Source organism: Arcticibacter pallidicorallinus (assembly GCF_003002875.1).
GTDB classification, from domain to species: Bacteria; Bacteroidota; Bacteroidia; order Sphingobacteriales; family Sphingobacteriaceae; genus Arcticibacter; species Arcticibacter pallidicorallinus.
Window position 1 is genome coordinate 76,542 of the sequence record NZ_PVTH01000011.1, and the last position, 19,970, is coordinate 96,511.

The window sequence follows — 19,970 nt, forward strand, 5'->3', positions numbered from 1 at the left end:
CATTGAAACATATGGTTGTTGTAAATAAATTAAAAATTCCGAGAGAAGATCAGGCAGACGAGAATGTGAAGGATGAACTATCATGGGAAAACCCTTCCAATCCGGAAAATGCTTCTGATAATCGCGACGTCGAACAACTGCAAAGGCAGAAGAAAGAAGCCGAATTGAGAAAAAATAATTTATCTGATAACGAACAAGACTAATTTACCCTTTACCTTAATCTGAACAACATGAAAACTACGAAAACAGCCCAAATCATAAAATTAAGAAGAAACGAAGAAAACGGATCGACATCTACCCGCAATGAGTCGGCGGTATTAGGTAAGATAAAAGACCGATTCATTAAAACGATGATCCCTTACTCTCAATGCTTTCTTATAGCATAGATAAAGACACTAAGAATTTACAAATCGTTCTTTTTCCCTCAGTTAAACAACGAGAAAGTCCTGCGAAGCGGGACTTTCGCTTTTTTGGGCTGTTATTAGTCGTCACACAGGTTACCAATAAACTTAGCACATTGATAATGAATTTTGTAATTTAGCGGCATGCTGAATGAGAATTTAGATCCGGACGCAGAACGGCTCTCTTCCATAGATCGTGATATTGAAAAAGTGCTCAGGCCTCAGGCTTTCGAGGACTTCACCGGGCAGTTTAAGATTCTGGAGAACCTTCGGATATTTGTGCAGGCAGCTAAGCTACGTGGCGAATCGCTTGACCACGTTCTGCTTCATGGCCCCCCGGGACTAGGTAAAACAACCCTATCTAACATCATCGCAAACGAAATGGGCGTGAACATAAAAATCACTTCAGGCCCTGTGTTGGATAAACCGGGAGATCTCGCGGGTTTGCTTACGAACCTGGAGGAAGGTGATATTCTGTTTATCGACGAGATACACCGTTTGAGTCCGCTTGTAGAAGAATACCTGTATTCGGCGATGGAGGACTTCAAGATCGATATCATGCTGGAATCGGGTCCTAATGCAAGATCCGTTCAGTTATCCTTAAATCCCTTCACACTTGTTGGAGCGACAACACGGTCAGGACTTCTTACCGCTCCGTTGAGAGCGCGATTTGGCATCAATTCTCGTCTGGAATATTATGATGCAAAGCTCTTAACCACCATTGTGCTTCGTAGTTCTTCCATTTTAAAGACGCCGATCAGCGATGAGGGTGCTTACGAAATAGCCAGAAGGAGCCGCGGAACGCCCCGTATTGCCAATGCGCTGCTACGCCGTACACGAGATTTTGCGCAGATAAAGGGCGACGGTACAATTGATACGGAAATCGCGAAGTATGCGCTGAACGCGCTGAACGTCGACAGTCATGGACTTGACGAAATGGACAATAAGATTCTGGTAACCATTATCGATAAGTTTAAGGGCGGACCTGTGGGCCTTAAAACGATAGCAACAGCTGTAGGCGAAGACGAAGGAACCATAGAGGAAGTATATGAGCCTTTCCTGATACAAGAAGGTTTCCTTATGCGAACCTCCAGGGGACGGGAAGTTACAGAGTTGGCATACAAACATTTAGGACGACTGAGACCTGGCAATGCGCAAACATTGTTCTGAGCTGACGCCAGTATCCTATCTTACAATTTTAAATGGTACATTTGCAGCCATTAATTTTTATAACGTTACAGCCCCAGCGCTTTCTTTGAAACAATGAGTGTCCATCCAGAAATAGAAAAAAGAAAAACCTTCGCCATTATCAGTCACCCCGATGCGGGTAAAACCACACTGACAGAAAAATTCCTTTTGTTTGGTGGCGCCATAAACACCGCTGGTGCAGTTAAACGCAATAAGGCTAATCAAAACACGACATCCGATTTCATGGAAATTGAGAAGCAGAGAGGCATCTCTGTTGCCACCTCTGTGATGGGATTTGAGTATAAGGGGAAACGTATCAATATTCTGGATACTCCGGGTCACAAGGATTTTGCTGAGGATACGTATCGCACCTTATCTGCTGTTGACAGCGTTATTCTGGTTGTTGACAGTGTAAAGGGGGTCGAGGAACAGACTGAAAAGCTGATGGAAGTTTGCCGTATGCGTAACACTCCGGTGATCATCTTCATTAACAAAATGGACCGTGAAGGTAAGGATGCATTCGATCTTCTGGATGAACTGGAAACCAAATTAACGATCAGCGTTTGCCCACAGTCATGGCCTATTGGGCAGGGTCATACTTTTAAGGGTGTTTACAATATTTACGGTAACCAGCTCAACTTATTTGAGTCTGACAAATCTAAGGTTACTGAACCCGTTATACAGGTGAAAGACCTGCACGACCCTTTGCTATCGGAATATCTTGCCAGCAAACACCTCGACAAGCTTAAAGGCGATCTGGAGCTTACCGAGGGGATCTACGGACCACTTGACAAGGAGATGTATCAAGAAGGATTGCTGGCACCTGTGTTTTTTGGCAGTGCTATCAACAACTTCGGGATACGCGAGCTGCTTGATACGTTTATTGACATTGCACCGAGTCCGGCGAGCCGCGAAGCAGAGCAGCGGATGGTTTATGCTGAAGAGAAAAACTTTACGGGCTTCGTATTTAAGATTCACGCCAACCTCGACCCTAAACATCGCGACAGAATTGCGTTCTTAAGGATCTGCTCGGGGAAGTTTGAACGAAATAAGTTTTACATCAACACCCGCCTGAGTAAGAAGCTGAAGTTTTCGAACCCAATGGACTTCATGGCAAATGATAAGACGCTGGTAGAAGAAGCATGGCCAGGCGACGTTGTAGGCTTGTATGACAGCGGTAACTTCAAGATTGGTGATACACTGACAGAAGGTGAAGAGCTACAATTCAAGGGCATTCCGAGCTTCTCTCCTGAAATATTTAAGGAGGTGGAGAACAGAGATCCCCTAAAATCAAAGCAACTTGAAAAAGGCATACAACAGCTTACCGAAGAAGGCGTGGCACAGCTTTTCGTACAACAGCCCGGCAATCGTAAGATCATTGGCGCAGTAGGCGCTCTGCAGTTTGAAGTAATCAGTTTCAGACTGGAACATGAATATGGAGCCAAGTGTGCGTTTAGACCACTGTCCTTCTCCCGCTCCAGCTGGATCACTGCTAAGGATAAGAAAACGTTACAGGAAATCATGCAGAGACGGTCTTCTCATATCGGGTTTGACAAAGACGGCAATCCGGTATTTTTAGCGGATAATGACTGGGCGATCAACCTGGCGAAACGCGACTTTCCGGATGTAGAATTTCATACTACGTCAGAATTTAAACGATAAATGCTTTTTTTGCGTTAGAGTTTCATATTTTTGCAGCTCAAACAGTTAGCGAATTGACGCGTTTAAGAATAAGTATGAAGCAGACTTTCAGCAAGTTCATAGTCTTGTCTCTATTAATCTTTGCCGTACTGGAAAAGTCGGACGTGTCTATTATGTCTTTTATTTTAGCAGACCGTACACACGCTTACGAAATGGTTTTGTCTGAGCCGGAAAGAAGTGCTACTGAAGCTGAAAATACAAAAGAGGCATCTGCTAAAGAGATTTGGGTAACAGATAGTAACAAAAATGCTCTTTCACCTCTTTGCAAAAACTTGTTCAGACAACCTGTTATCAGCAGGGACTTTCAACTCATTACTTTCTATCCCTCTATCCCTACTCCCCCTCCTAACCTTTCATAGGTAAGTTCTAAACCTCTACATCGGGCAATGCATTAAACCGGGTCATAAGGCCTGGATGGTACCACTATATTTTAACTTAACAAACATTTATGACACAGTTCAATTTAAAAAATGGATTATTCCTAATGGGATTCCTTTGTATATCAGCCAGCGTATCCGCACAAACAAGTTCAGTAACGAATAACGATCTGAAGCAAAACGCAAGGCCTTTGACAAATTCTTTATCTTATCTGGAACAGTTGCAGCCTATATCATTTGAATACGATAAAAACCAGGCTAACAAACTTAAATTACCCTCAGGACAGCAGTATGGCTTTATTGCAGAGGACGTACAGAAAGTGCTTCCGGGAATCGTAAAGAGCCAGAAGAAAATGGTTCCTGCAGGCAAAAATGCTTTCAAAACTACCGAAATCAAGGATGTAGAAATGGAGAGTCTTATCGCTATTCTTGTAGCCTCTGTTAAAGAGCAGCAGGCTGAGATCGAACGCTTGAAAGCAGATCTTCAGTCGCTGAAGTCTATGACATCCAAATAACAGCGCTTTTTATTTTTTAACCGACTTCTTGTATGCCAATACCGCATTCGAGAGGTCGGTTACAATTTCATTCTGCCCCGCGGCAGATTTCATGTATTGCTCTTCTTCAGGACTACTCAAAAAACCTACCTCTGTTAATACCGCAGGCATTGCTGCCCTTGCTAATACAGCCAGACTCTTTTCATGAACTCCTCTGTCGATTCGACCCGATGATTTATATTCTTTCTGAATCAGGCTCGCAAATTGTATGCTCTGCGTACGGAAAGCATTCTTCATTAGCGAGAGAATGATGTAACTCTCCGGATCTTTAGGATCATAACCCGCGTAGTTCTTCTTGTAATCCTTCTCCAGTAAGATCGACGCGTTTTCCCGGAGGGCGATATCTTGCTCGTCCAGTCTTCCGAAACCGGAAACGAATGTTTCCGTTCCTCTAATGGATGCGCGGTTGCGCTTATTCAGCGGCATAGAGTTACAGTGGATAGAGATAAAAAGATCTGCCTTTACTTTATTGGCCATTCCTATCCTCTCGTAAAGAGGCAAAAATTTGTCTGTACTCCTGGTCATCACAACCCTTACTCCGTTTGCTTTAAGCTTAGTACTAAGCTTAAGGGCTATTTGTAATGCGAGGTCTTTTTCTTTGGAACGTTTGCCGAGCGCCCCGCTGTCGTGTGCTCCGTGTCCGGCGTCAATGACCACTGTAAATGTTGTAGCCAGACTTTCGGCAGATTCACCAAGTATCAATTGTGGAAGAAGTAAGAGCAGAAAAATTCGGCAGACGGATTTAATCATGTGCGATGTAGTTCGTTAATGATAAAGGCGCAAAGATATAGATATCTCTATAAAATGCGCCTTTAAATCGAAAACAGCCACTTTTGTGTACTAGTACTGCTTAATTATTCCATCTTCTATCATCTTTTTTGCGATGACCTGAGCATAGTCTTCAATGAAGTTTTCCAGACTGGAGGGGTTACTTGTGCGAGATTGAGCCGACCATACAAGCTCTCCGCTTCTGGAATCAAATACATTTGTTTCGAGGTAGTATTCTTTGTCCATCACCGCAAAGCCCGGATCATAGAACCCACCATACCAACCTCGGTAACCCCAATAGCCACCCCAACCCCAGGGGCCGTAATATGGGCGGTTATAACTCTGGCGAAGCTTTTTATCGACAACGGTATTCGTTACGATAATATCACTGTCATACCCCCTAAGCTTCTTTAATAAAGCATCTTTATCTTTACTTTTCTTGCTTTCCAGGCTGGGCGGGAAAGCATCGAGGCTCTTGGTGACGACGACACCAGGACCGCTTAATATCGCGGCAAGCTCGCTTTCGACTTTTTGTTGTGCACTGAGGTTGTTGGTGAGGGAGGCGACCAAGACTTTTTGATAGGAAATCGTTCTGCTATCCGGTTTTTGCCAGACACCTAAAATTTGAGTGGAGGTTCCGCAGGAACTTAATATCAGCACAGCTGCCATTAAGATCAGAAATTGGTTATAGTGCTTTTTCATATGTGTGTGTGTGTTTGTATATAGTTATTACGTAGATATAACTAAAAACGTTATGGATCAGCGATTATTTTACTCTATAACAACAAGGTATCGATACGATGTGCCTGAACAGTCTGCGCCGATGGCGACCAGCTGAAGATCGTAAAGACGCCATCCTGGGAAGCGACCAAAGCGATAGCATCATGCTGATCATGAACAAACTGAGCTGCCGAAAGGTGACGTGTACCTCCGATCTTGCCTGGGTGTACGGTGTCAGCCTCACCACCTACAACCGGCTCTATAAGTGCAACACTTTCCAGGCGCGTACTGGTTTCGGCGATACTGATCTTCGCGCCGAAAGCGATCAATTCATGCTGATCATTGATGATGGTAGCACCATCAATGGCGGTGAGCCCTGCAAGATTATCCACTTCTCTGTTCAGCATGCTTTGCCAGATGCTTTCACTACGCTCTACGCCTTCTTCCCACACCAGATTGGCGAGACCAGTAAACGGGGGCGAAACCGGATACTGCATGGGCTGGATGATGGAGCGCTTCCAGTCATCACTCCCCTTAGGAACAACCAACAAGATTCCACCCTGATGATGCGCTCGCATAGATACTGCCAACTGGATCAGCACGTTGACGGAGTGGTCGATTAATGCGGATAAATCGAGCAGTGCTTTCAGAATTGGGGGACAATCTGCATGATGAACACAGGACTCATCGACCACCTTAACCTGGTCGCCTTTCAATACAGCTACGTTTGAATATTTTCCAAAACCGCTCATTCTTCTGTGTTTGATTACGAGTAGCCCAGGCTCTGACACATCCAGCACAAAACAGAAGTTGGGAAGTTTTATAGTCGTTCCCCAGATATACAGACCATTCTCGTCATACCACACCCCCAGGTGAACTCCCGGACGTTCGATACCAGGAGCCAGTTTGGTGAGTACAAGAGGAGTCAGCTTCAGGCGGTTCCCGAACAACAATGCGCTGTCGACCTGATCAGGAGGGAGAAACGCTATGGATATTCGGGGGCTTCGGCCCTCCTCCTTGCGCAAGCTCGCCCAGAACGCGGCATCGATAATGGCCTCGATGTAGTATGCCCGCGGATGTTCAGCGAGATCTGACACCCCATTTCGTGCAGCAGTACTGACATGGTGCGCAAAATGTGATTCGACGGTTGCAGCTACAGAACGTGCAGCCTGATAGGTAGATTCATAAACTCCGGTCATACAATAAAAATAAGCGTAATTGTTTATTTTCTTTTCATATTGTATAGATATCTGGACAATATGACAATTCAGTAGAGCACTTAAGTGGGCGTTTGACAGATTTTTTAATTATTGTTTTATTTATTTGCAAGTAATAGAGCTCCCCTTCAGGTACTTATAACCGAGACGCAGCGCAAATCTCCGGTTTAAACCTTTCTGGCATCATTATGTCTATATAAGTACCAAGAATGATAATTATGAAAAGAGTATTTATTTTGCTGGCTTTTGCATCAATAGTTGTTGCATGCAGCACGAACGGTAAGCAAGAAGCAAATTTACAAGCGCAACGTGATTCATTAAAAGCAATCAAAGATAGTTTACGTCTCGACAGTTTCGAAAGAGCTTCGGCTGCTCTGGAAGAGGAAAAGAGACTTGAGGCCGAGAAAAAGGAAATTGCAGCAACTGCTGCCGCAGCTGCACTGGCTGCCAGACCAAAAGGTTCGAACACCAATACCGTACATTATGTACAGTCACCTTCAAACGGTACAGCTACTGCCACACCTCAAGCTCAGAAAAAGGGATGGAGCTCTGCAGCTAAAGGTGCCGCTATTGGCGCAGGTGCAGGTGCAGTAACCGGAATTCTGGTTGATAAGAAGGATGCGCGTGGTGCTATTATAGGTGGTGTTGTCGGTGCGGGTACTGGTTACGCCATCGGACGTGCAAATGATAGGAAAACCGGAAGGGTTCAGAAATAAAACACTTCTACCATTATTTCATAACAAGAAGAGCCGACCCTGATGGATCGGCTCTTCTTGTTTATACTATTTGACGTTGTATCGGTATAGATACCTCCCAACGTTCCCTTCATTATCCATCCCTTCGATAATCGCCCGGAATGACCCTCTTCCATCGGAATTGTAGAACTCGACAGATGCATTGCCGTCTTTATCCGTAGTGATCATCGGATCCCAAAATATCGTTGTTCTGAGATCCGCGCTGATAACACCTTTACGCGGCCCCTCATACTTGGGAGAGTAGAACTGTCTGGCTTTTCGGTATCCGAGCGGGGTAAAGTCGACTACGTTGCTCTTAGGCAGGAGATCAGCAAGGTCGCCAGGCTTAAGTTTCAGTTTTTCCACCTTTTTCGTATTGACCACAAGAACACCATTGGTATTGTAAAGGCGGTTTACGGTACCAAGGTCGTCTTTTAGGAATATCTCAACGGATTCTACTTCTGATGAGGCTACGGAGTTTAAACCGATAACATCAATCGGCATTCCGTTTAAAAATACTTGTACAGGGACTCGCCGGCCGGCGTTATAATCTCTGTTCACATAGAACTGCTCATCGACGAAGATCAGTCCCATGGCGGAAGTCTTCAGGCAATTGATTAAGAACGGGCAATCTTTGAACCTCTCGCCTTCTATCAGGTGATCGGGCATCATACTTAATCCGCTCAGGGAGGAGTGGTCAGCGTGACTAGGTCGCTTAACAGGACTCTTCGCTCTCACCACGACCTCATCAAGAAGGTTAGCCGTACGGTACTGACGTTTGCTATTTTCCAGATAAGGACTCAGAATGCTATCGATGTTGACGATTTCATCGGCAACGTTCCGGTTCTGAGTGATAGCCGGAAATGCGGCGCCATCAACCGCAATCATCATATTGCGTGAGTTGATGTTATTTCGGGCGCTCAAAATAGCTTTAGATGAGTCGGGAAAATCAAGGTTATTAAATTTGAACTTGCCGTCCGCATCGGTTAAAACGCTCAGTGATATATTTTTATCGGGTATACTCAACTGCATGTTGCCCTTATTGACGGGCATCCCATTCATTTGCCTGAGCGTGCCGGTAATATCCATTCCCTGCTCCGGCATAAAGGAGATGGTGGGATATTTATCGTTCAGGTAATTTTCGTATTCGAAGGCGCGATACCCTTGCGTTAACATCAGTAGGTCCAGATCTGCCCGTTTTTTGTCGGTTTGCTTGTTAAAATAATAATTGGGGAGTTCGATATATCCTTTCAGGTCAGATTTGAGAAGCAAGCTACTGAGGATGGATGTCTCTGCATCTTCATTAAACGGCACTTTGGTTTCATCAACTACCGCTAGTGAATAACTTCCGGGCAGCACGTTTAGCGGATTTTTGGCAGATATATTGAGCTTGACCTTCTGTCTTGGCTGGTAAGACGGTTTGTCGCTCGTAACAGTAATGGTAAAAGGATTTTGATGCTGCACGAACACAATGCGTTCGCTCAGGGGCATTCCTGAAGAGGTAAACAAAGTAATCTGCACGATGCCGGTGGGAAATTTATTTTTCGGAATCAGCGCATTATAGACCTGACTTTGAAGTTTCGTTTGAGCAGCATAGCAGATTACACCGGCACTTTGTGCCACGATGTAAAATGCTCTGTCGCGATAGTTTTCAAGAAAGGAATTGCTCGCCGAGATCCTTACTGAGAGGTTAGCGGTATCTAAACTGTTCACCGCTATGCTGATTCCTTCGGTTAGCGGTTCAGGAACTTTGAACGTTCCCCTTGTCCCGTCGGCAAAAACCACGTTGGCAGAATAGGTCTTATTGAGTTCGGGAATGAAAGTCACTGAACCTAATCCAAGATGCTGTGATGCGAAGTCTGCTATCTTTCTACCTGTATTATCTGTTATCTCGCCCTTAGCGCCAACACCAAGTCCATCACTTTTAATCGCCTTGAAGGCGAACTTGGTTGTTAATCCGGCAATAGCGATCCCTCCTTCGGGAAGGAATTGTATATCATTCGTTGTAAGCGCTGATTTCAATGGAAAGTTACTGGTTAAGTTCCGGTCATCCAGAGTGAGGATGGTTTCCAATGTTCCGGCATCGAGAACTGCTTTGCTGTTGTTTGACACGGAAACAGTGAGATAACCGTTTTCGTCTGTGGTTCCTCTGCCCTTATGAATGGTTTCAAATTTTGAGTCTACTTTCCAGCTTACTTTCCGATTGGCATACGGTTTACCCTGCTCATCTTTGAATTGTACCCTGGCATTTATTTGGGCTGATTTGTCAGACTGGCTCCCGTTGAGCTGAACATTGGTGTAAAGCTTTTTGTTCAGCGTATTTCCGATGATCACTGTTTTTGAAAAGAAATATGACTCCCCAAAGTTGAGCATCCAGTTGGTGTAGGCTCTGAAATGATAATTTCCTTGTGCGTAGTTGAGGGGAGCCAGGGTGAGGTTTCCGCTGGCGACACCGTTTTTTACGGGAAGTTTGATTGTTTCGATCAGCGAATCGCGCTCGTTGATTACGTCGACGTAAATAATCTTGCTCAAGGGTGAGGGCTGACGCATTCGACTGGCAATATAGGTTTTAAACCAAATGGTATCACCGACGGCATAATAGGGCTTGTCAAAATGTATATGAGCGTGTTCTGGCGGATAGTGTTCTGAGTATTTTACAGCCTTTTCCAGTATAGTATTAAGGCTCACACTATCATCCTGCGCAAATGCGGATAGCTGAAACAGAAGACAAAAAAACAGTAGGGAGTATGACTTTTTTATGAAATTCATCAAAGTAAATAAACAAATTGGTGCATAAAGATATTCAATTATGGTCTAGCATACCACAGTAAGACAACGTTTAACATTTTTTCACATCCGTATGATCCGTTTAGGGCTCTCCATAGCCAGTTTGTTACTTTCTCTTTTAAGCGTTTTCAACGCCCCCACCTATCATACCTGGTTACTGGCAGTTATGGTCTCGGAGTTTCCGCTCATTTTTATGGGAATTGCCCTCGTTTTAATCCTGATGTCGAGCATTACGGAAAGATTCAAGACCGCGGGAACGGTGATCTCTGTGCTGGCATTCGTACTATTTTCGACTCCCGTTGCCCGTGCTTTACTTATTGCAGACAATCTGGAAATTGAACTGAATCAAGCCTTAAAAGGCAACCATGTCTCTGCATCCGGTCATCCTGCCTTTAGCTTTTGGAAGCTCGCGACACGGGGAAACTCCGATGCGAGATATGACACGCTCCGGTATGCTGAAAACGGAGGAGCGGCCGGCACCATGGATTTTTACCCCGCGGACAGCGCGGGGTTGAGGCCCTGCATCGTTGTAGTGCACGGCGGCTCCTGGAGCAGTGGCGACAGCGGGCAACTTCCGGAACTAAATACCCATTTAGCAAACCATGGCTACCATGTTGCTTCGGTAAACTATCATAAAGCTCCAGAGTGGCAAAGTCCAAAGCCTCTCGAAGATGTTGGGCAAGCCCTTTTATTTTTAAAAGCCGAATCGGAGCGTTTGAAAATAGATACTTCCAGATTGGTTATTTTAGGCAGATCTGCAGGGGCTCAGATAGCGCTTTTGGCGGCGTATCAGAATACGGTGCCTGGCTTGAAAGGGGTGATCAGTTTTTATGGTCCGGCTGATATGATCTGGGGTTACAGCAAACCGGCAAGCCGTTGGGTGATGGATTCGCGGCATGTTATGGAAAATTATCTCGGTGGTACTTACAAACAAGTACCAGAAAGATACAGCTCTGCCTCCCCTATTGAACATGTATCGGCAGATAGCCCCCCTACCCTTTTGATTCATGGCAGGAATGATGTTCTTGTTGCCTATGAGCACAGCACGCGGTTGGCCGCCAAGCTGGAGGCGAATGGGGTGCCTCACTATTTATTAACGCTGCCTTGGGCAACGCATGGATTCGACTATACACTGAACGGTCCGGGCGGTCAACTTTCCACGTTTACCGTAGACACATTTCTCAGAAAAATTTTAAAGTAACACAAAAATGTGTGTAATCGATTGATTTGTATTTTTTTTACTTACCTTTAGTACTTTAATAATAAATACAATGCAAGAAGGAACAGTAAAATTTTTCAACGAAACTAAAGGTTTCGGATTCATTAAACCAAGCTCAGGTGGCAGCGAAATCTTCGTTCATTCTTCTGGCCTAATCGATAGCATTCGTGAGAATGATACCGTTAGCTACGAAGTAGAACAAGGTAAAAAAGGTTTAAATGCGGTTAATGTAAAAGTAATCTAGAGATTAACGTCATCATATATCGTATAAGCATCCGGCTCCTCCGGATGCTTTTTTTGTTTAGAGACCTAAGGAATCTATCGTCCGTTTACCTGGAACATAGATGCAATCCCCAATCTGATGCCTTTATCGTGATAGTGCCTGCCCTCAAAGGATGCAGCGAGCTCAATACGGAATATTCTAAAGACGTTGTCAAGTGAATAGCCCAGCTCATAATAGTGCGGAGAGTACTTCGTTTTTAGATAGTTAACAAAAAGGCTTTCCTTCAGCCCTGCCAGTCTAACCTCCGGAATCCGGGTAATCAGTAACTTTCGTAGTTGATAATAGACATTGGCGGAAAGGTACGTGTTATCGGTGCTATAGTTATAGTAGTCGAGCAGGCGGAATGAACCAGCTGGCTTTAAGCTGCCAAGAAAGGTACGATTGGCATCAAAATGTTTATAATCCATAAGGTAGGTCTGTTTGTTGTTTAGAAAAGCTCCTCCTCTGAGTTCAAAGCTGAGTACAGAACCTAACCCCGCCGGAAAGGAGTGGTTTATACCGATTTCCAGCTGATCAAAATCTACCTTACTGTCTGCCAGGCCAGCTATTCCCTTTCTATAATGCAGGAGGAATTCGGGTGATCTGTCGAAAAGAGGGACCTTTCTTCCATTGTACAACTTGTAGGCTTCGCCTGGCCGATACCGCAACATCACGTCGGTTATTACTGCATTATGTGTTTGGAATCCTGCATGACCCAGCTCTATATTTTCGGGTCGGTTGTCGGTATAAGCTCTCGATTCTCTGCGAAAAAAGCTATAGTTAGTGTTGTTGAACAGCTCCGTTCTCCGTGCGAACTCGGCACCTACGGTAAGAGAAAGAAATGGAGAGGGCTTATAGGAGTAAGCACCGCGCAGATAATCTTTTTGATAAATTTTCATGAAGTTCCTGCGCGAAATCAGCGAAGTTATTGAGTTAACCAGGGGGTGAATAGGATCTTCAGGATTGAACTGGCTTACAAAGCTTCCGCCCTCGAAAGAAAAACTGTTAGCCCTGGTGCCATATTCCAGTTTTGCCTTGGCATAAAACCTTTCGCTTGCCAAGCCGTAGCGAAGAGAGGGTGTGAAGCTAAGCTTCCTTTTACTGTTCTCAAAGCTTTTTCGCAGCTCTGCACTAAAGTTGATATTGAATCCTTCGACTGTATTGTAATAAAACTGCTTAAGAGTTGGATGAATACTGATCCTGGTTAGGCTATCTATCCTGTAGCTTCCACCCGTTATCAACTGTAGCCCGTTGAACTTGCCTGATCCGACACGGGAACTATCTTTAGCGGCTTCTTTCGCTACTGAGGCTTTTGCTAAGGAATCATCTCTCCTGTATCCCTGAATTTCCTTTTCGGTCAGGGGCGTAGAGCGCTCCTCCGTCCAGAACGTTGAATCCTTCTTGTGAGCGAGGGTATCCGTTTCAATCGTTCTTTCTGCTACCACTTTGGGGTTCTTTTGCTGCCGTAAACTTTCCTTCTCGTACTCATCGATCATCTTACGGAATTGTCTCCTGGTGACGGGTTGACCGTTCGGTTCCTGCCTGACTGCAGGTTCAGCATCGCCTGTCGGAACTGTGGCTATCACCTGCGCCTCAGCTTTAAGCTTTTCGTCAATAACAACTTTAAACTGACTGCAGCTGGCAATGTATTTATAGTGTCCCGCGAAGCCGAGCACGCTGCCTGCAAATTCGTACTGGTGATGAACCGGCAACCAGAGACGCGGCGCAACTTCAGCGAAGTTTTGTTTGACCAGTATCGGGAATCCAAGAAGGCTTGTACGCAAATTAACGCTATGAATAGCCCACTCATCTTCCACAATATAAATATGGCCATCAAAAATATTGTCCCCTTTCGACTTTGGGATTACCCTGATTTTATTGATAATATCTTTTCCCTCCGTGAAGCTTCCCTCGTACCGGAAGCTGTAGTATTGAAAGGCCGATCTGGATAAGGGAGACAGAATATTGGCAACTTTGTCTTGGTAAAAGGTTTCGCTGATGAACATGGAGGGCGAACCCGCGCCTGAGTTTTCGCCGGTTGAACGGACTGCAATAACTTTTTCGGTCACTTTATCCGGCTGCGAAAAGCTAACGATACTCACAGATTCGGACGTATAAGCTTCATTCAGCTTAACACCTTCCTTCTTCAACTTGCCCTTTACAAAAAACGGCGCTTTGAGAAGCTCTCCGGTGCCTTTCACATACACCCTCATCTGATAGCTCTTATATTGAAGGCGATGAAACTTGCTCTTCGCTATCGCATTCCTCATGATGGTATAGGCATAGTCTTGTTTCCTCCCCTTATCTACCTGAACTTCCTGAAGCAGATAATCCTGAACCTTTAAGAGAAAGTCCCGATCCGTCCAGCCGTCTGCAACTTCTACAACGGCCTCCTGAGATCCATATCCAATATTCTGTATTCTGATCTTATGAGTGCCATTAGGTAACCTTACTTGATATTCTCCATTGGCATTTGCGGAGGTACCCGACTGACTATCGGTTATGAATACGGAAGCGTAAGGCAGCGGTTTACCATCAGACCCGAAGATTTTACCGCGAATTCCCTGAGAATAGCTCTGTAAAGAGAGAATAACCATAACAACGAGGGCAGTAAGGGGTTGGTATTGTATACAATTCATCGAAGATTGGAGGCGCTAAATTTATTTCTTAATCTGGGTTAAGTTGCTTCGACAATATAACGAGTATTTTTGTCTATCATTTATTTACAAAAGAATAATAACATAATTTAACAGATAAAACTATGGCAACTAATTGGAAAATTGACCCTACTCACAGTGAGATTCAGTTTAAGGTAAAACACTTAATGATCACCACCGTAACCGGTAATTTTAATGAATTCGATGCGACAGCAGTGACTGAAGGCGATGATTTCTCGTCTGTCTCTTCCGTCGACTTTACCGCCTCGATCGATTCAATAAGCACCAATAACAGTCAACGAGACGAGCATTTGAGATCGGCTGATTTCTTCGACGCCAGCCAATACCCTGCATTGACTTTTAAGAGTAGCCGTGTGGAAGCTTCCGGTGATGACTTCACTGTAACCGGAGACCTGACCATTAAAGACACTACCAAACCGGTGACTTTAAAAGCAGAGTTCGGGGGCATCGTTATTGACCCATATGGCCAAACTAAAGCAGGTTTTACCGTTTCCGGAAAGATCAGTAGAAAAGAATTTGGTTTAACCTGGAGTGCTGTTACAGAGGCCGGACAGGTTGTGGTAAGTGACGACATCAGATTGCTTGCTGAAATTCAGTTCGTTAAACAGGCATAATTATCCATATAAACCGGTTCAGAGCGTAAACCCTGAACCGGTTATTTATTTACAACCGCTGATTCGCAGATATAGGTAGGAATTATCCCTGTTCGGGCGATGATGGATGTCAAGTCCTTAGGCAGCGTATTACCCGTTAAAACAAGGGCCGTATCAAGTCCGAACTTGTTACCTCCTAGGATATCCGTGTGGAGTGTATCGCCGACCATAAGAATCTCTTTTTTACTTATGGCAATCCGCTTTCTGATTTGCTCATATGCAAACATAAACATCTGAGATTCCGGCTTTCCGAAGCGAATAAACTCGCGTCCCAGTATCGTTTCAAGCATAGCAGCTACCCCGCCTATCGCAATCGCCACCTTATCTTCGTTTGTAGGGTAGGCATAATCCGTATTCGCAACAATTACGGGAATAGTTCTAGTACGCAACAAGTTCACCGTTTTGTTTAGATCCCTGCACCAGTCAAATCCTTCATCGTCAAGAAAAAGCAAGGCCGTTACATCATGGACATTTCTATCATCTATGGCACTAACGGGTAAAGTCCTCAGCCCTGAACTTTCGATATAATGTGCTGAGTTAGGTGTGCCTAAGTAGGCAACAATACCCCCGGGAACTTTCAGGTCCAGATATTCCTTTGCAAGCATACCAGAGGAGATGATGCGCTTATGGGATATTTCCGTTAAGCCAAGCCGATGATAGCCTGCAGCCAGCTGCTCGGGGCTTCGGGAAGCGTCGTTGGTAACTATATAATATTCCTTCCTCTTTTCTTTTAAGAGATCAAATGTTCTTTCAATACCCGGTAACAAGCCATTATAGTTTTTAAGAACGCCAAAAGCATCAAAAAACACTACTTTGTATTGGTCGAGAATAGAGTCAAAGTCGACGATTTCATTCATTCTGCTTATCTAAGATTCAAGGCGGATATTAGCCTTTCCGGATCAAAATCACGATCTACGGAAGGCAGATAAATACTCAGGGCTTCAGCCTGCAGCTTCGTAGCATATTGCTCGTTGAAAAAATAACCCCCGTCTTTGATAACGTAATTTAAGATAAAGAAGCGATATACTTCCCTAAGAAATCTTATCTCAACCGCAGTTAGTGGATTGACCTTATGATACTCTTCTAAAAACATTATAAACCGGTCTTCGTTAAGCGGATTAATAAGGTAACTGAACACTGTCTTATCGCCCGCATGGGACACTACCCGACTGAAAAAGTAAAAATCCATCATCCGACTGCTCATTCTGAACCAGTCATAGTCCCATCTGGAATAAAGCTTCAGGTTAGGAGTAACCGAGAAATTCCCGATATTCCAGTCTATAAAGACTGGAATCGTCTCAAAAGCACCAGCGTTGTAAAGCAGTCTGTTTTTGAGGAAAGTCTCGCAATGATGCCTTATCAAATCGATATCGTCTGCACTGAAGCGTTTCTTGAATTTAGCCGAGTTTAATTGCTTCAGTAAAGTGTTGATATCCGTGCTAAGGGTTTTTGAAGACTTGGGAAGCACTTTGCTGACCCTCGAGCAGGCGCGATGGAATTTGCCTACCTGGTAGCCTAATTTCCGGATATTGGATTCTTCGAGTCTTTTAGGGAGCCGGTTCTGAACGCGTGTAGGGTTATAAAAGACAACCCAGGTATCGGTCTTCCCCGTCTTGTAACGATAAGTGTATACGCGGTTGTTCTTCAGCAGAGACTTTGCAAGGAAGTTCTCAAATGGGTAAAGCAGGTTATTTGCGAGAGAATGGATGATCCGATGATCCTCCTTGAAGTGATCATACCTTCCAAAGTAAGATAATTTAGCAATAACGATATCATCATCTTCAAACAAGATTCTGAAAACATGATTGGTAGACACCATGGCGCTGATGTCCTGAATCCGGCGGATCGTTTTCGTCGGATCATATTCTTTCCACGCCTTTTTTATGATTCTGGAATAATCCATTGGTAGTTCCTCTTAGATAATCTCGAAGTATCGCTTCAGTTCCCAGTCACTTACATATCTGCTTTGCTCCTTACACTCCCAAAAGCGGGTCTTGCTAAAGTGATTGATAAAAGCAGAGCCAAAAAGCTCGACAGGAAGAGGAGACTTGCTCATGATCATTGTTGCCTCGTAAAGATTGGAAGGAAGCTTTTCGATACTCAATTGTTCGTAGGCGTTTCCTTCAATAGCAGGTATATGTAATGGGATCTTGTTTTCGACACCATACAGCCCAGATGCGAGTGAGGCAGCCATCGCCAGATAAGGATTGCTGTCTGAGCCTGGGATCCTGGTTTCGAGTCTGGTCAATTTATGATTCTGATTGATAACACGTAATGCAGTGGTGCGATTTTCAATTCCCCAGGATACTGTAGTAGGAGCCCAGGCGCCTTCGACCAATCTTTTATAGCTGTTTATGGTTGGTGCGTAAAACGGCATAATATAGGGAAGACAGTAGAGCTGTCCTGCAATGTAATGCTGAAGCAGCTCACTCATATTGCGGGGATCTCCACTATTGAAAAACAAGTTCGTTTCCTTTTGCAAATCCCATAAACTCTGGTGGATATGACCGCTGCAGCCTGGAAGTTGTTCGTTCCACTTGGCCATGAAAGTTGCTGTAATGCCGTGTTTAGTGGCCAGTTCTTTCACAGATGCTTTTAGAAGTACAGCTTTGTCTGCTGCCGACAACACTTCGTCGTGGATTATTGCAGCCTCATAGACACCGGGACCGGTTTCCGTATGTAAACCTTCCAAGGGGATATTGAACCGGGCAAGTTGATCAAAAAGATCATAGTAATATTCGCAATGCTGTGATGGCCTCAAAACTGAATATCCGAACATTCCAGAGCTAAGAGGCTTCAAATTCTTAAACTGCTTGGTTTGAAGAGATTCTGAGGACTCCATAAAGTTGAACCACTCAAACTCCTGGGCAAATTCTGAATGAAATCCCATATCCGTACATCTATCGCGTACCTTCTTCAGGAGCGACCTCGGGCATACCTCTGCTGCTCCCTGGCTTAACTTTCCGAAGTCGGCCATAAAAAAAGGCACGTCATCTTGCCAGGGGATGAATCGCATCGTAGCCACATCTATAAAACACTGCTGATCAGGAAAGCCAGAATGCCATCCCGTAACCTCCACATCTGTATTCAACTTATCCCCACTATCCCATCCAAAGGCGACGTCGCAGAACCCATAACCAGATTCCAGACCAGCGATGAACTTATCCAAATGAATGAGTTTACCTCGCAATATGCCGTCAATGTCGGCAAAGGCGAACTTAACTTTATCCGCATTTTTATTTTTGAGATACTCTATAACTTGGCTGATATCCATGAGAAAATTGTAGCGTCTAACCGTTGAGAATGATATAAAGATATTAAGGAAAACCGGAAAAATACGGCAAAAAAAATCCCCTGAAGATTCAGAGGATTTTTCAGTATGCTATTAAGCTTCTACGGATTTTACCGTTTTGATGATTCTTGCTGCAACTTTGTATGGATCAGCTGCCGAATTCGGACGACGATCCTCCAGATAGCCATTCCATCCTTTTTCAACAGTGAATAAAGGAATTCGGATAGATGCTCCACGATCCGACACGCCATAACTGAAGTCTAATATCGATGCAGTTTCGTGTTTACCTGTTAAACGAAGATGGTTATCTGCACCATAAACGTCAATATGCTCTTTGACAACCGGGCGGAATGCCTCGCAGATCTTATCGTAGGTCTCTTTTTTTCCAGCAGTTCTTAAAAGTGTGTTAGAAAAGTTAGCGTGCATACCTGAACCGTTCCAGTCTAGTGTTCCCAGTGGTTTGCAGTGCCAGTTGATCGCAACGCCAAATTTCTCACCGATTCTTTCGAGCAGGTAACGGGCAACCCATATCTGATCACCAGCTTCTTTTGCTCCTTTAGCAAAAATCTGGAACTCCCATTGCCCTGCTGCTACTTCAGCATTGATGCCTTCCACGTTGAGGCCGGCTTCGAGACAAACATCCAGATGTTCTTCTACAATATGTCTTCCAAATGCATTTTTTGCACCTACAGAGCAGTAGTAAGGACCTTGTGGGCTAGGATAACCTGCCGCGGGGAAACCTAATGGCTTGCTGGTTTCTGGATCCCAAAGGAAATATTCTTGTTCAAAACCAAACCAAAAGTCGTTGTCATCATCTTCAATTGTAGCGCGACCGTTAGACTCGTGCGGCTTATGATCTGAATCCAGGACTTCACACATTACTAAATAGGCGTCTTTTCTTTGAGGGTCAGGACAGATGAACACGGGCTGCAAGACACAATCAGATGAACCTCCCGGCGCCTGCTCGGTAGAAGAACCGTCAAAGCTCCAAAGTGGGCAATCTTCCAGTTTGCCGCTAAAATCCTTTTCAATTTTTGTTTTGCTACGCAGGCTTTGTGTCGGTTTGTAACCATCCAGCCAGATGTACTCTAGTTTAGTTGCCATTTTCTAATATGTCTGTAATAATTATAATTTAATGAAGTTTTCGAGAGATAATATTTTAAACTCTTACACGAATGTACATTATTATTTATTTTTTTGAAAAAAAACGTCATAAAATTCGTAAAAAATTAAAAAATACTAAAAAAAGAACTTTTACTCTCCAATAGGCGCCTAATTCACGACACCATCACTAAAAACAACTCTGAAATCAGCTTTACAATCAAAAAAGTCAACTCGATGCAACGACTTGTGCAGCTTCCTAAACAAAACGGCACAAAAAAAGGCCAGTGCATCTGCACCGGCCTTTAACTTCTTAAA

At 44.3% G+C, this 19,970-nt stretch carries 19 protein-coding genes; 10 read left to right on the plus strand and 9 right to left on the minus strand.

The window, feature by feature from the left end; translation table 11 throughout:
* Positions 1 to 11: 11 nt before the first annotated feature.
* The 6 genes from B0I27_RS17405 (at position 12) to B0I27_RS15235 (ending at position 4,182) form a co-directional block, all read left to right on the plus strand.
* A complete protein-coding gene (locus B0I27_RS17405) occupies positions 12 to 203 on the plus strand; it encodes a hypothetical protein (RefSeq protein WP_146133141.1) in 192 nt (63 codons plus the stop codon).
* A gap of 27 nt (positions 204 to 230) precedes the next feature.
* Positions 231 to 386: a hypothetical protein gene (locus tag B0I27_RS17550; RefSeq protein WP_181276798.1), complete on the plus strand. Its 156-nt coding sequence runs from the start codon at positions 231 to 233 to the stop codon at positions 384 to 386.
* Between the two features lie 162 nt (positions 387 to 548).
* Positions 549 to 1,571, plus strand: a complete 1,023-nt coding sequence (gene ruvB / locus B0I27_RS15220) for a Holliday junction branch migration DNA helicase RuvB (protein ID WP_106294958.1) — start codon at positions 549 to 551, stop codon at positions 1,569 to 1,571.
* A gap of 93 nt (positions 1,572 to 1,664) precedes the next feature.
* Positions 1,665 to 3,251, plus strand: a complete 1,587-nt coding sequence (locus B0I27_RS15225; protein ID WP_106294902.1) for a peptide chain release factor 3 — start codon at positions 1,665 to 1,667, stop codon at positions 3,249 to 3,251.
* Positions 3,252 to 3,325: 74 nt separating this feature from the next.
* Positions 3,326 to 3,649: a hypothetical protein gene (locus B0I27_RS15230; RefSeq protein ID WP_106294904.1), complete on the plus strand. Its 324-nt coding sequence runs from the start codon at positions 3,326 to 3,328 to the stop codon at positions 3,647 to 3,649.
* A gap of 89 nt (positions 3,650 to 3,738) precedes the next feature.
* Positions 3,739 to 4,182 (plus strand): tail fiber domain-containing protein, encoded by a 444-nt coding sequence (locus B0I27_RS15235; RefSeq protein WP_106294906.1) that lies wholly within the window; start codon positions 3,739 to 3,741, stop codon positions 4,180 to 4,182.
* A gap of 9 nt (positions 4,183 to 4,191) precedes the next feature.
* Here the strand turns inward: B0I27_RS15235 and B0I27_RS15240 are convergent, their stop codons facing one another.
* The 3 genes from B0I27_RS15240 to B0I27_RS15250 all read right to left on the minus strand — a co-directional run bounded on the left by B0I27_RS15240 (position 4,192) and on the right by B0I27_RS15250 (position 6,908).
* The gene (locus B0I27_RS15240) at positions 4,192 to 4,971 is read right to left on the minus strand and encodes an N-acetylmuramoyl-L-alanine amidase family protein (protein ID WP_106294908.1); all 780 of its coding nucleotides are present in this window, start codon (positions 4,969 to 4,971) and stop codon (positions 4,192 to 4,194) included.
* Between the two features lie 90 nt (positions 4,972 to 5,061).
* Positions 5,062 to 5,691 (minus strand): hypothetical protein, encoded by a 630-nt coding sequence (locus B0I27_RS15245; RefSeq protein ID WP_106294910.1) that lies wholly within the window; start codon positions 5,689 to 5,691, stop codon positions 5,062 to 5,064.
* A gap of 74 nt (positions 5,692 to 5,765) precedes the next feature.
* The gene (locus B0I27_RS15250) at positions 5,766 to 6,908 is read right to left on the minus strand and encodes a putative sensor domain DACNV-containing protein (protein WP_106294912.1); all 1,143 of its coding nucleotides are present in this window, start codon (positions 6,906 to 6,908) and stop codon (positions 5,766 to 5,768) included.
* 236 nt (positions 6,909 to 7,144) lie between these two features.
* Here B0I27_RS15250 and B0I27_RS15255 point away from each other — a divergent pair, with 236 nt between their 5' ends.
* Positions 7,145 to 7,642: a YMGG-like glycine zipper-containing protein gene (locus B0I27_RS15255; protein ID WP_106294960.1), complete on the plus strand. Its 498-nt coding sequence runs from the start codon at positions 7,145 to 7,147 to the stop codon at positions 7,640 to 7,642.
* Between the two features lie 66 nt (positions 7,643 to 7,708).
* Here B0I27_RS15255 and B0I27_RS15260 read toward each other — a convergent pair whose 3' ends face one another.
* Positions 7,709 to 10,429, minus strand: coding sequence for an Ig-like domain-containing protein (locus B0I27_RS15260; protein WP_106294914.1), 2,721 nt, complete (start codon positions 10,427 to 10,429; stop codon positions 7,709 to 7,711).
* Positions 10,430 to 10,520: 91 nt separating this feature from the next.
* On the opposite strand from B0I27_RS15260, the gene B0I27_RS15265 reads away from it, so the two are divergent.
* Both B0I27_RS15265 and B0I27_RS15270 read left to right on the plus strand, forming a co-directional pair.
* Entirely contained in the window at positions 10,521 to 11,648 is a 1,128-nt protein-coding gene (locus B0I27_RS15265) for an alpha/beta hydrolase (protein ID WP_181276799.1), read from the plus strand.
* Between the two features lie 70 nt (positions 11,649 to 11,718).
* Positions 11,719 to 11,910 carry a cold-shock protein gene (locus B0I27_RS15270; RefSeq protein WP_016194291.1) on the plus strand — a complete coding sequence of 64 codons (192 nt, stop codon included), beginning with the start codon at positions 11,719 to 11,721 and terminating at the stop codon, positions 11,908 to 11,910.
* 74 nt (positions 11,911 to 11,984) lie between these two features.
* On the opposite strand, the gene B0I27_RS15275 is transcribed toward B0I27_RS15270, so the two are convergent.
* Entirely contained in the window at positions 11,985 to 14,525 is a 2,541-nt protein-coding gene (locus B0I27_RS15275; protein WP_245925529.1) for a DUF5686 and carboxypeptidase regulatory-like domain-containing protein, read from the minus strand.
* Between the two features lie 164 nt (positions 14,526 to 14,689).
* Between B0I27_RS15275 and B0I27_RS15280 the strand changes: the two genes are divergently transcribed.
* Positions 14,690 to 15,220, plus strand: a complete 531-nt coding sequence (locus tag B0I27_RS15280) for a YceI family protein (protein WP_106294916.1) — start codon at positions 14,690 to 14,692, stop codon at positions 15,218 to 15,220.
* Between the two features lie 41 nt (positions 15,221 to 15,261).
* Here the strand turns inward: B0I27_RS15280 and B0I27_RS15285 are convergent, their stop codons facing one another.
* The 4 genes from B0I27_RS15285 to B0I27_RS15300 form a co-directional block, all read right to left on the minus strand.
* On the minus strand, positions 15,262 to 16,116 hold the full coding sequence (locus tag B0I27_RS15285) for an HAD-IIA family hydrolase (protein ID WP_106294918.1): 855 nt from the start codon (positions 16,114 to 16,116) through the stop codon (positions 15,262 to 15,264).
* A 5-nt stretch (positions 16,117 to 16,121) separates the two neighbouring features.
* Positions 16,122 to 17,162 carry an aminoglycoside phosphotransferase/kinase family protein gene (locus tag B0I27_RS15290; RefSeq protein ID WP_106294920.1) on the minus strand — a complete coding sequence of 347 codons (1,041 nt, stop codon included), beginning with the start codon at positions 17,160 to 17,162 and terminating at the stop codon, positions 16,122 to 16,124.
* A gap of 12 nt (positions 17,163 to 17,174) precedes the next feature.
* Positions 17,175 to 18,533: a glutamine synthetase family protein gene (locus B0I27_RS15295; RefSeq protein WP_106294922.1), complete on the minus strand. Its 1,359-nt coding sequence runs from the start codon at positions 18,531 to 18,533 to the stop codon at positions 17,175 to 17,177.
* A 111-nt stretch (positions 18,534 to 18,644) separates the two neighbouring features.
* A complete protein-coding gene (locus B0I27_RS15300) occupies positions 18,645 to 19,655 on the minus strand; it encodes a glutamine synthetase beta-grasp domain-containing protein (RefSeq protein ID WP_106294924.1) in 1,011 nt (336 codons plus the stop codon).
* Between the last annotated feature and the right edge of the window lie 315 nt (positions 19,656 to 19,970).

Excerpts from the sequence above, each read along its gene's own strand:
- B0I27_RS17405 (WP_146133141.1), top strand. The coding sequence starts at position 12 with ATGGTTGTTGTAAATAAATTAAAAATTCCGAGAGAAGATCAGGCAGAC.
- B0I27_RS17550 (WP_181276798.1), top strand. The coding sequence starts at position 231 with ATGAAAACTACGAAAACAGCCCAAATCATAAAATTAAGAAGAAACGAA.
- B0I27_RS15225 (WP_106294902.1), top strand. The coding sequence starts at position 1,665 with ATGAGTGTCCATCCAGAAATAGAAAAAAGAAAAACCTTCGCCATTATC.
- B0I27_RS15230 (WP_106294904.1), top strand. The coding sequence starts at position 3,326 with ATGAAGCAGACTTTCAGCAAGTTCATAGTCTTGTCTCTATTAATCTTT.
- B0I27_RS15235 (WP_106294906.1), top strand. The coding sequence starts at position 3,739 with ATGACACAGTTCAATTTAAAAAATGGATTATTCCTAATGGGATTCCTT.
- B0I27_RS15240 (WP_106294908.1), bottom strand. The coding sequence starts at position 4,971 with ATGATTAAATCCGTCTGCCGAATTTTTCTGCTCTTACTTCTTCCACAA.
- B0I27_RS15245 (WP_106294910.1), bottom strand. The coding sequence starts at position 5,691 with ATGAAAAAGCACTATAACCAATTTCTGATCTTAATGGCAGCTGTGCTG.
- B0I27_RS15250 (WP_106294912.1), bottom strand. The coding sequence starts at position 6,908 with ATGACCGGAGTTTATGAATCTACCTATCAGGCTGCACGTTCTGTAGCT.
- B0I27_RS15255 (WP_106294960.1), top strand. The coding sequence starts at position 7,145 with ATGAAAAGAGTATTTATTTTGCTGGCTTTTGCATCAATAGTTGTTGCA.
- B0I27_RS15260 (WP_106294914.1), bottom strand. The coding sequence starts at position 10,429 with ATGAATTTCATAAAAAAGTCATACTCCCTACTGTTTTTTTGTCTTCTG.
- B0I27_RS15265 (WP_181276799.1), top strand. The coding sequence starts at position 10,521 with ATGATCCGTTTAGGGCTCTCCATAGCCAGTTTGTTACTTTCTCTTTTA.
- B0I27_RS15270 (WP_016194291.1), top strand. The coding sequence starts at position 11,719 with ATGCAAGAAGGAACAGTAAAATTTTTCAACGAAACTAAAGGTTTCGGA.
- B0I27_RS15275 (WP_245925529.1), bottom strand. The coding sequence starts at position 14,525 with ATGGTTATTCTCTCTTTACAGAGCTATTCTCAGGGAATTCGCGGTAAA.
- B0I27_RS15280 (WP_106294916.1), top strand. The coding sequence starts at position 14,690 with ATGGCAACTAATTGGAAAATTGACCCTACTCACAGTGAGATTCAGTTT.
- B0I27_RS15285 (WP_106294918.1), bottom strand. The coding sequence starts at position 16,116 with ATGAATGAAATCGTCGACTTTGACTCTATTCTCGACCAATACAAAGTA.
- B0I27_RS15290 (WP_106294920.1), bottom strand. The coding sequence starts at position 17,162 with ATGGATTATTCCAGAATCATAAAAAAGGCGTGGAAAGAATATGATCCG.
- B0I27_RS15295 (WP_106294922.1), bottom strand. The coding sequence starts at position 18,533 with ATGGATATCAGCCAAGTTATAGAGTATCTCAAAAATAAAAATGCGGAT.
- B0I27_RS15300 (WP_106294924.1), bottom strand. The coding sequence starts at position 19,655 with ATGGCAACTAAACTAGAGTACATCTGGCTGGATGGTTACAAACCGACA.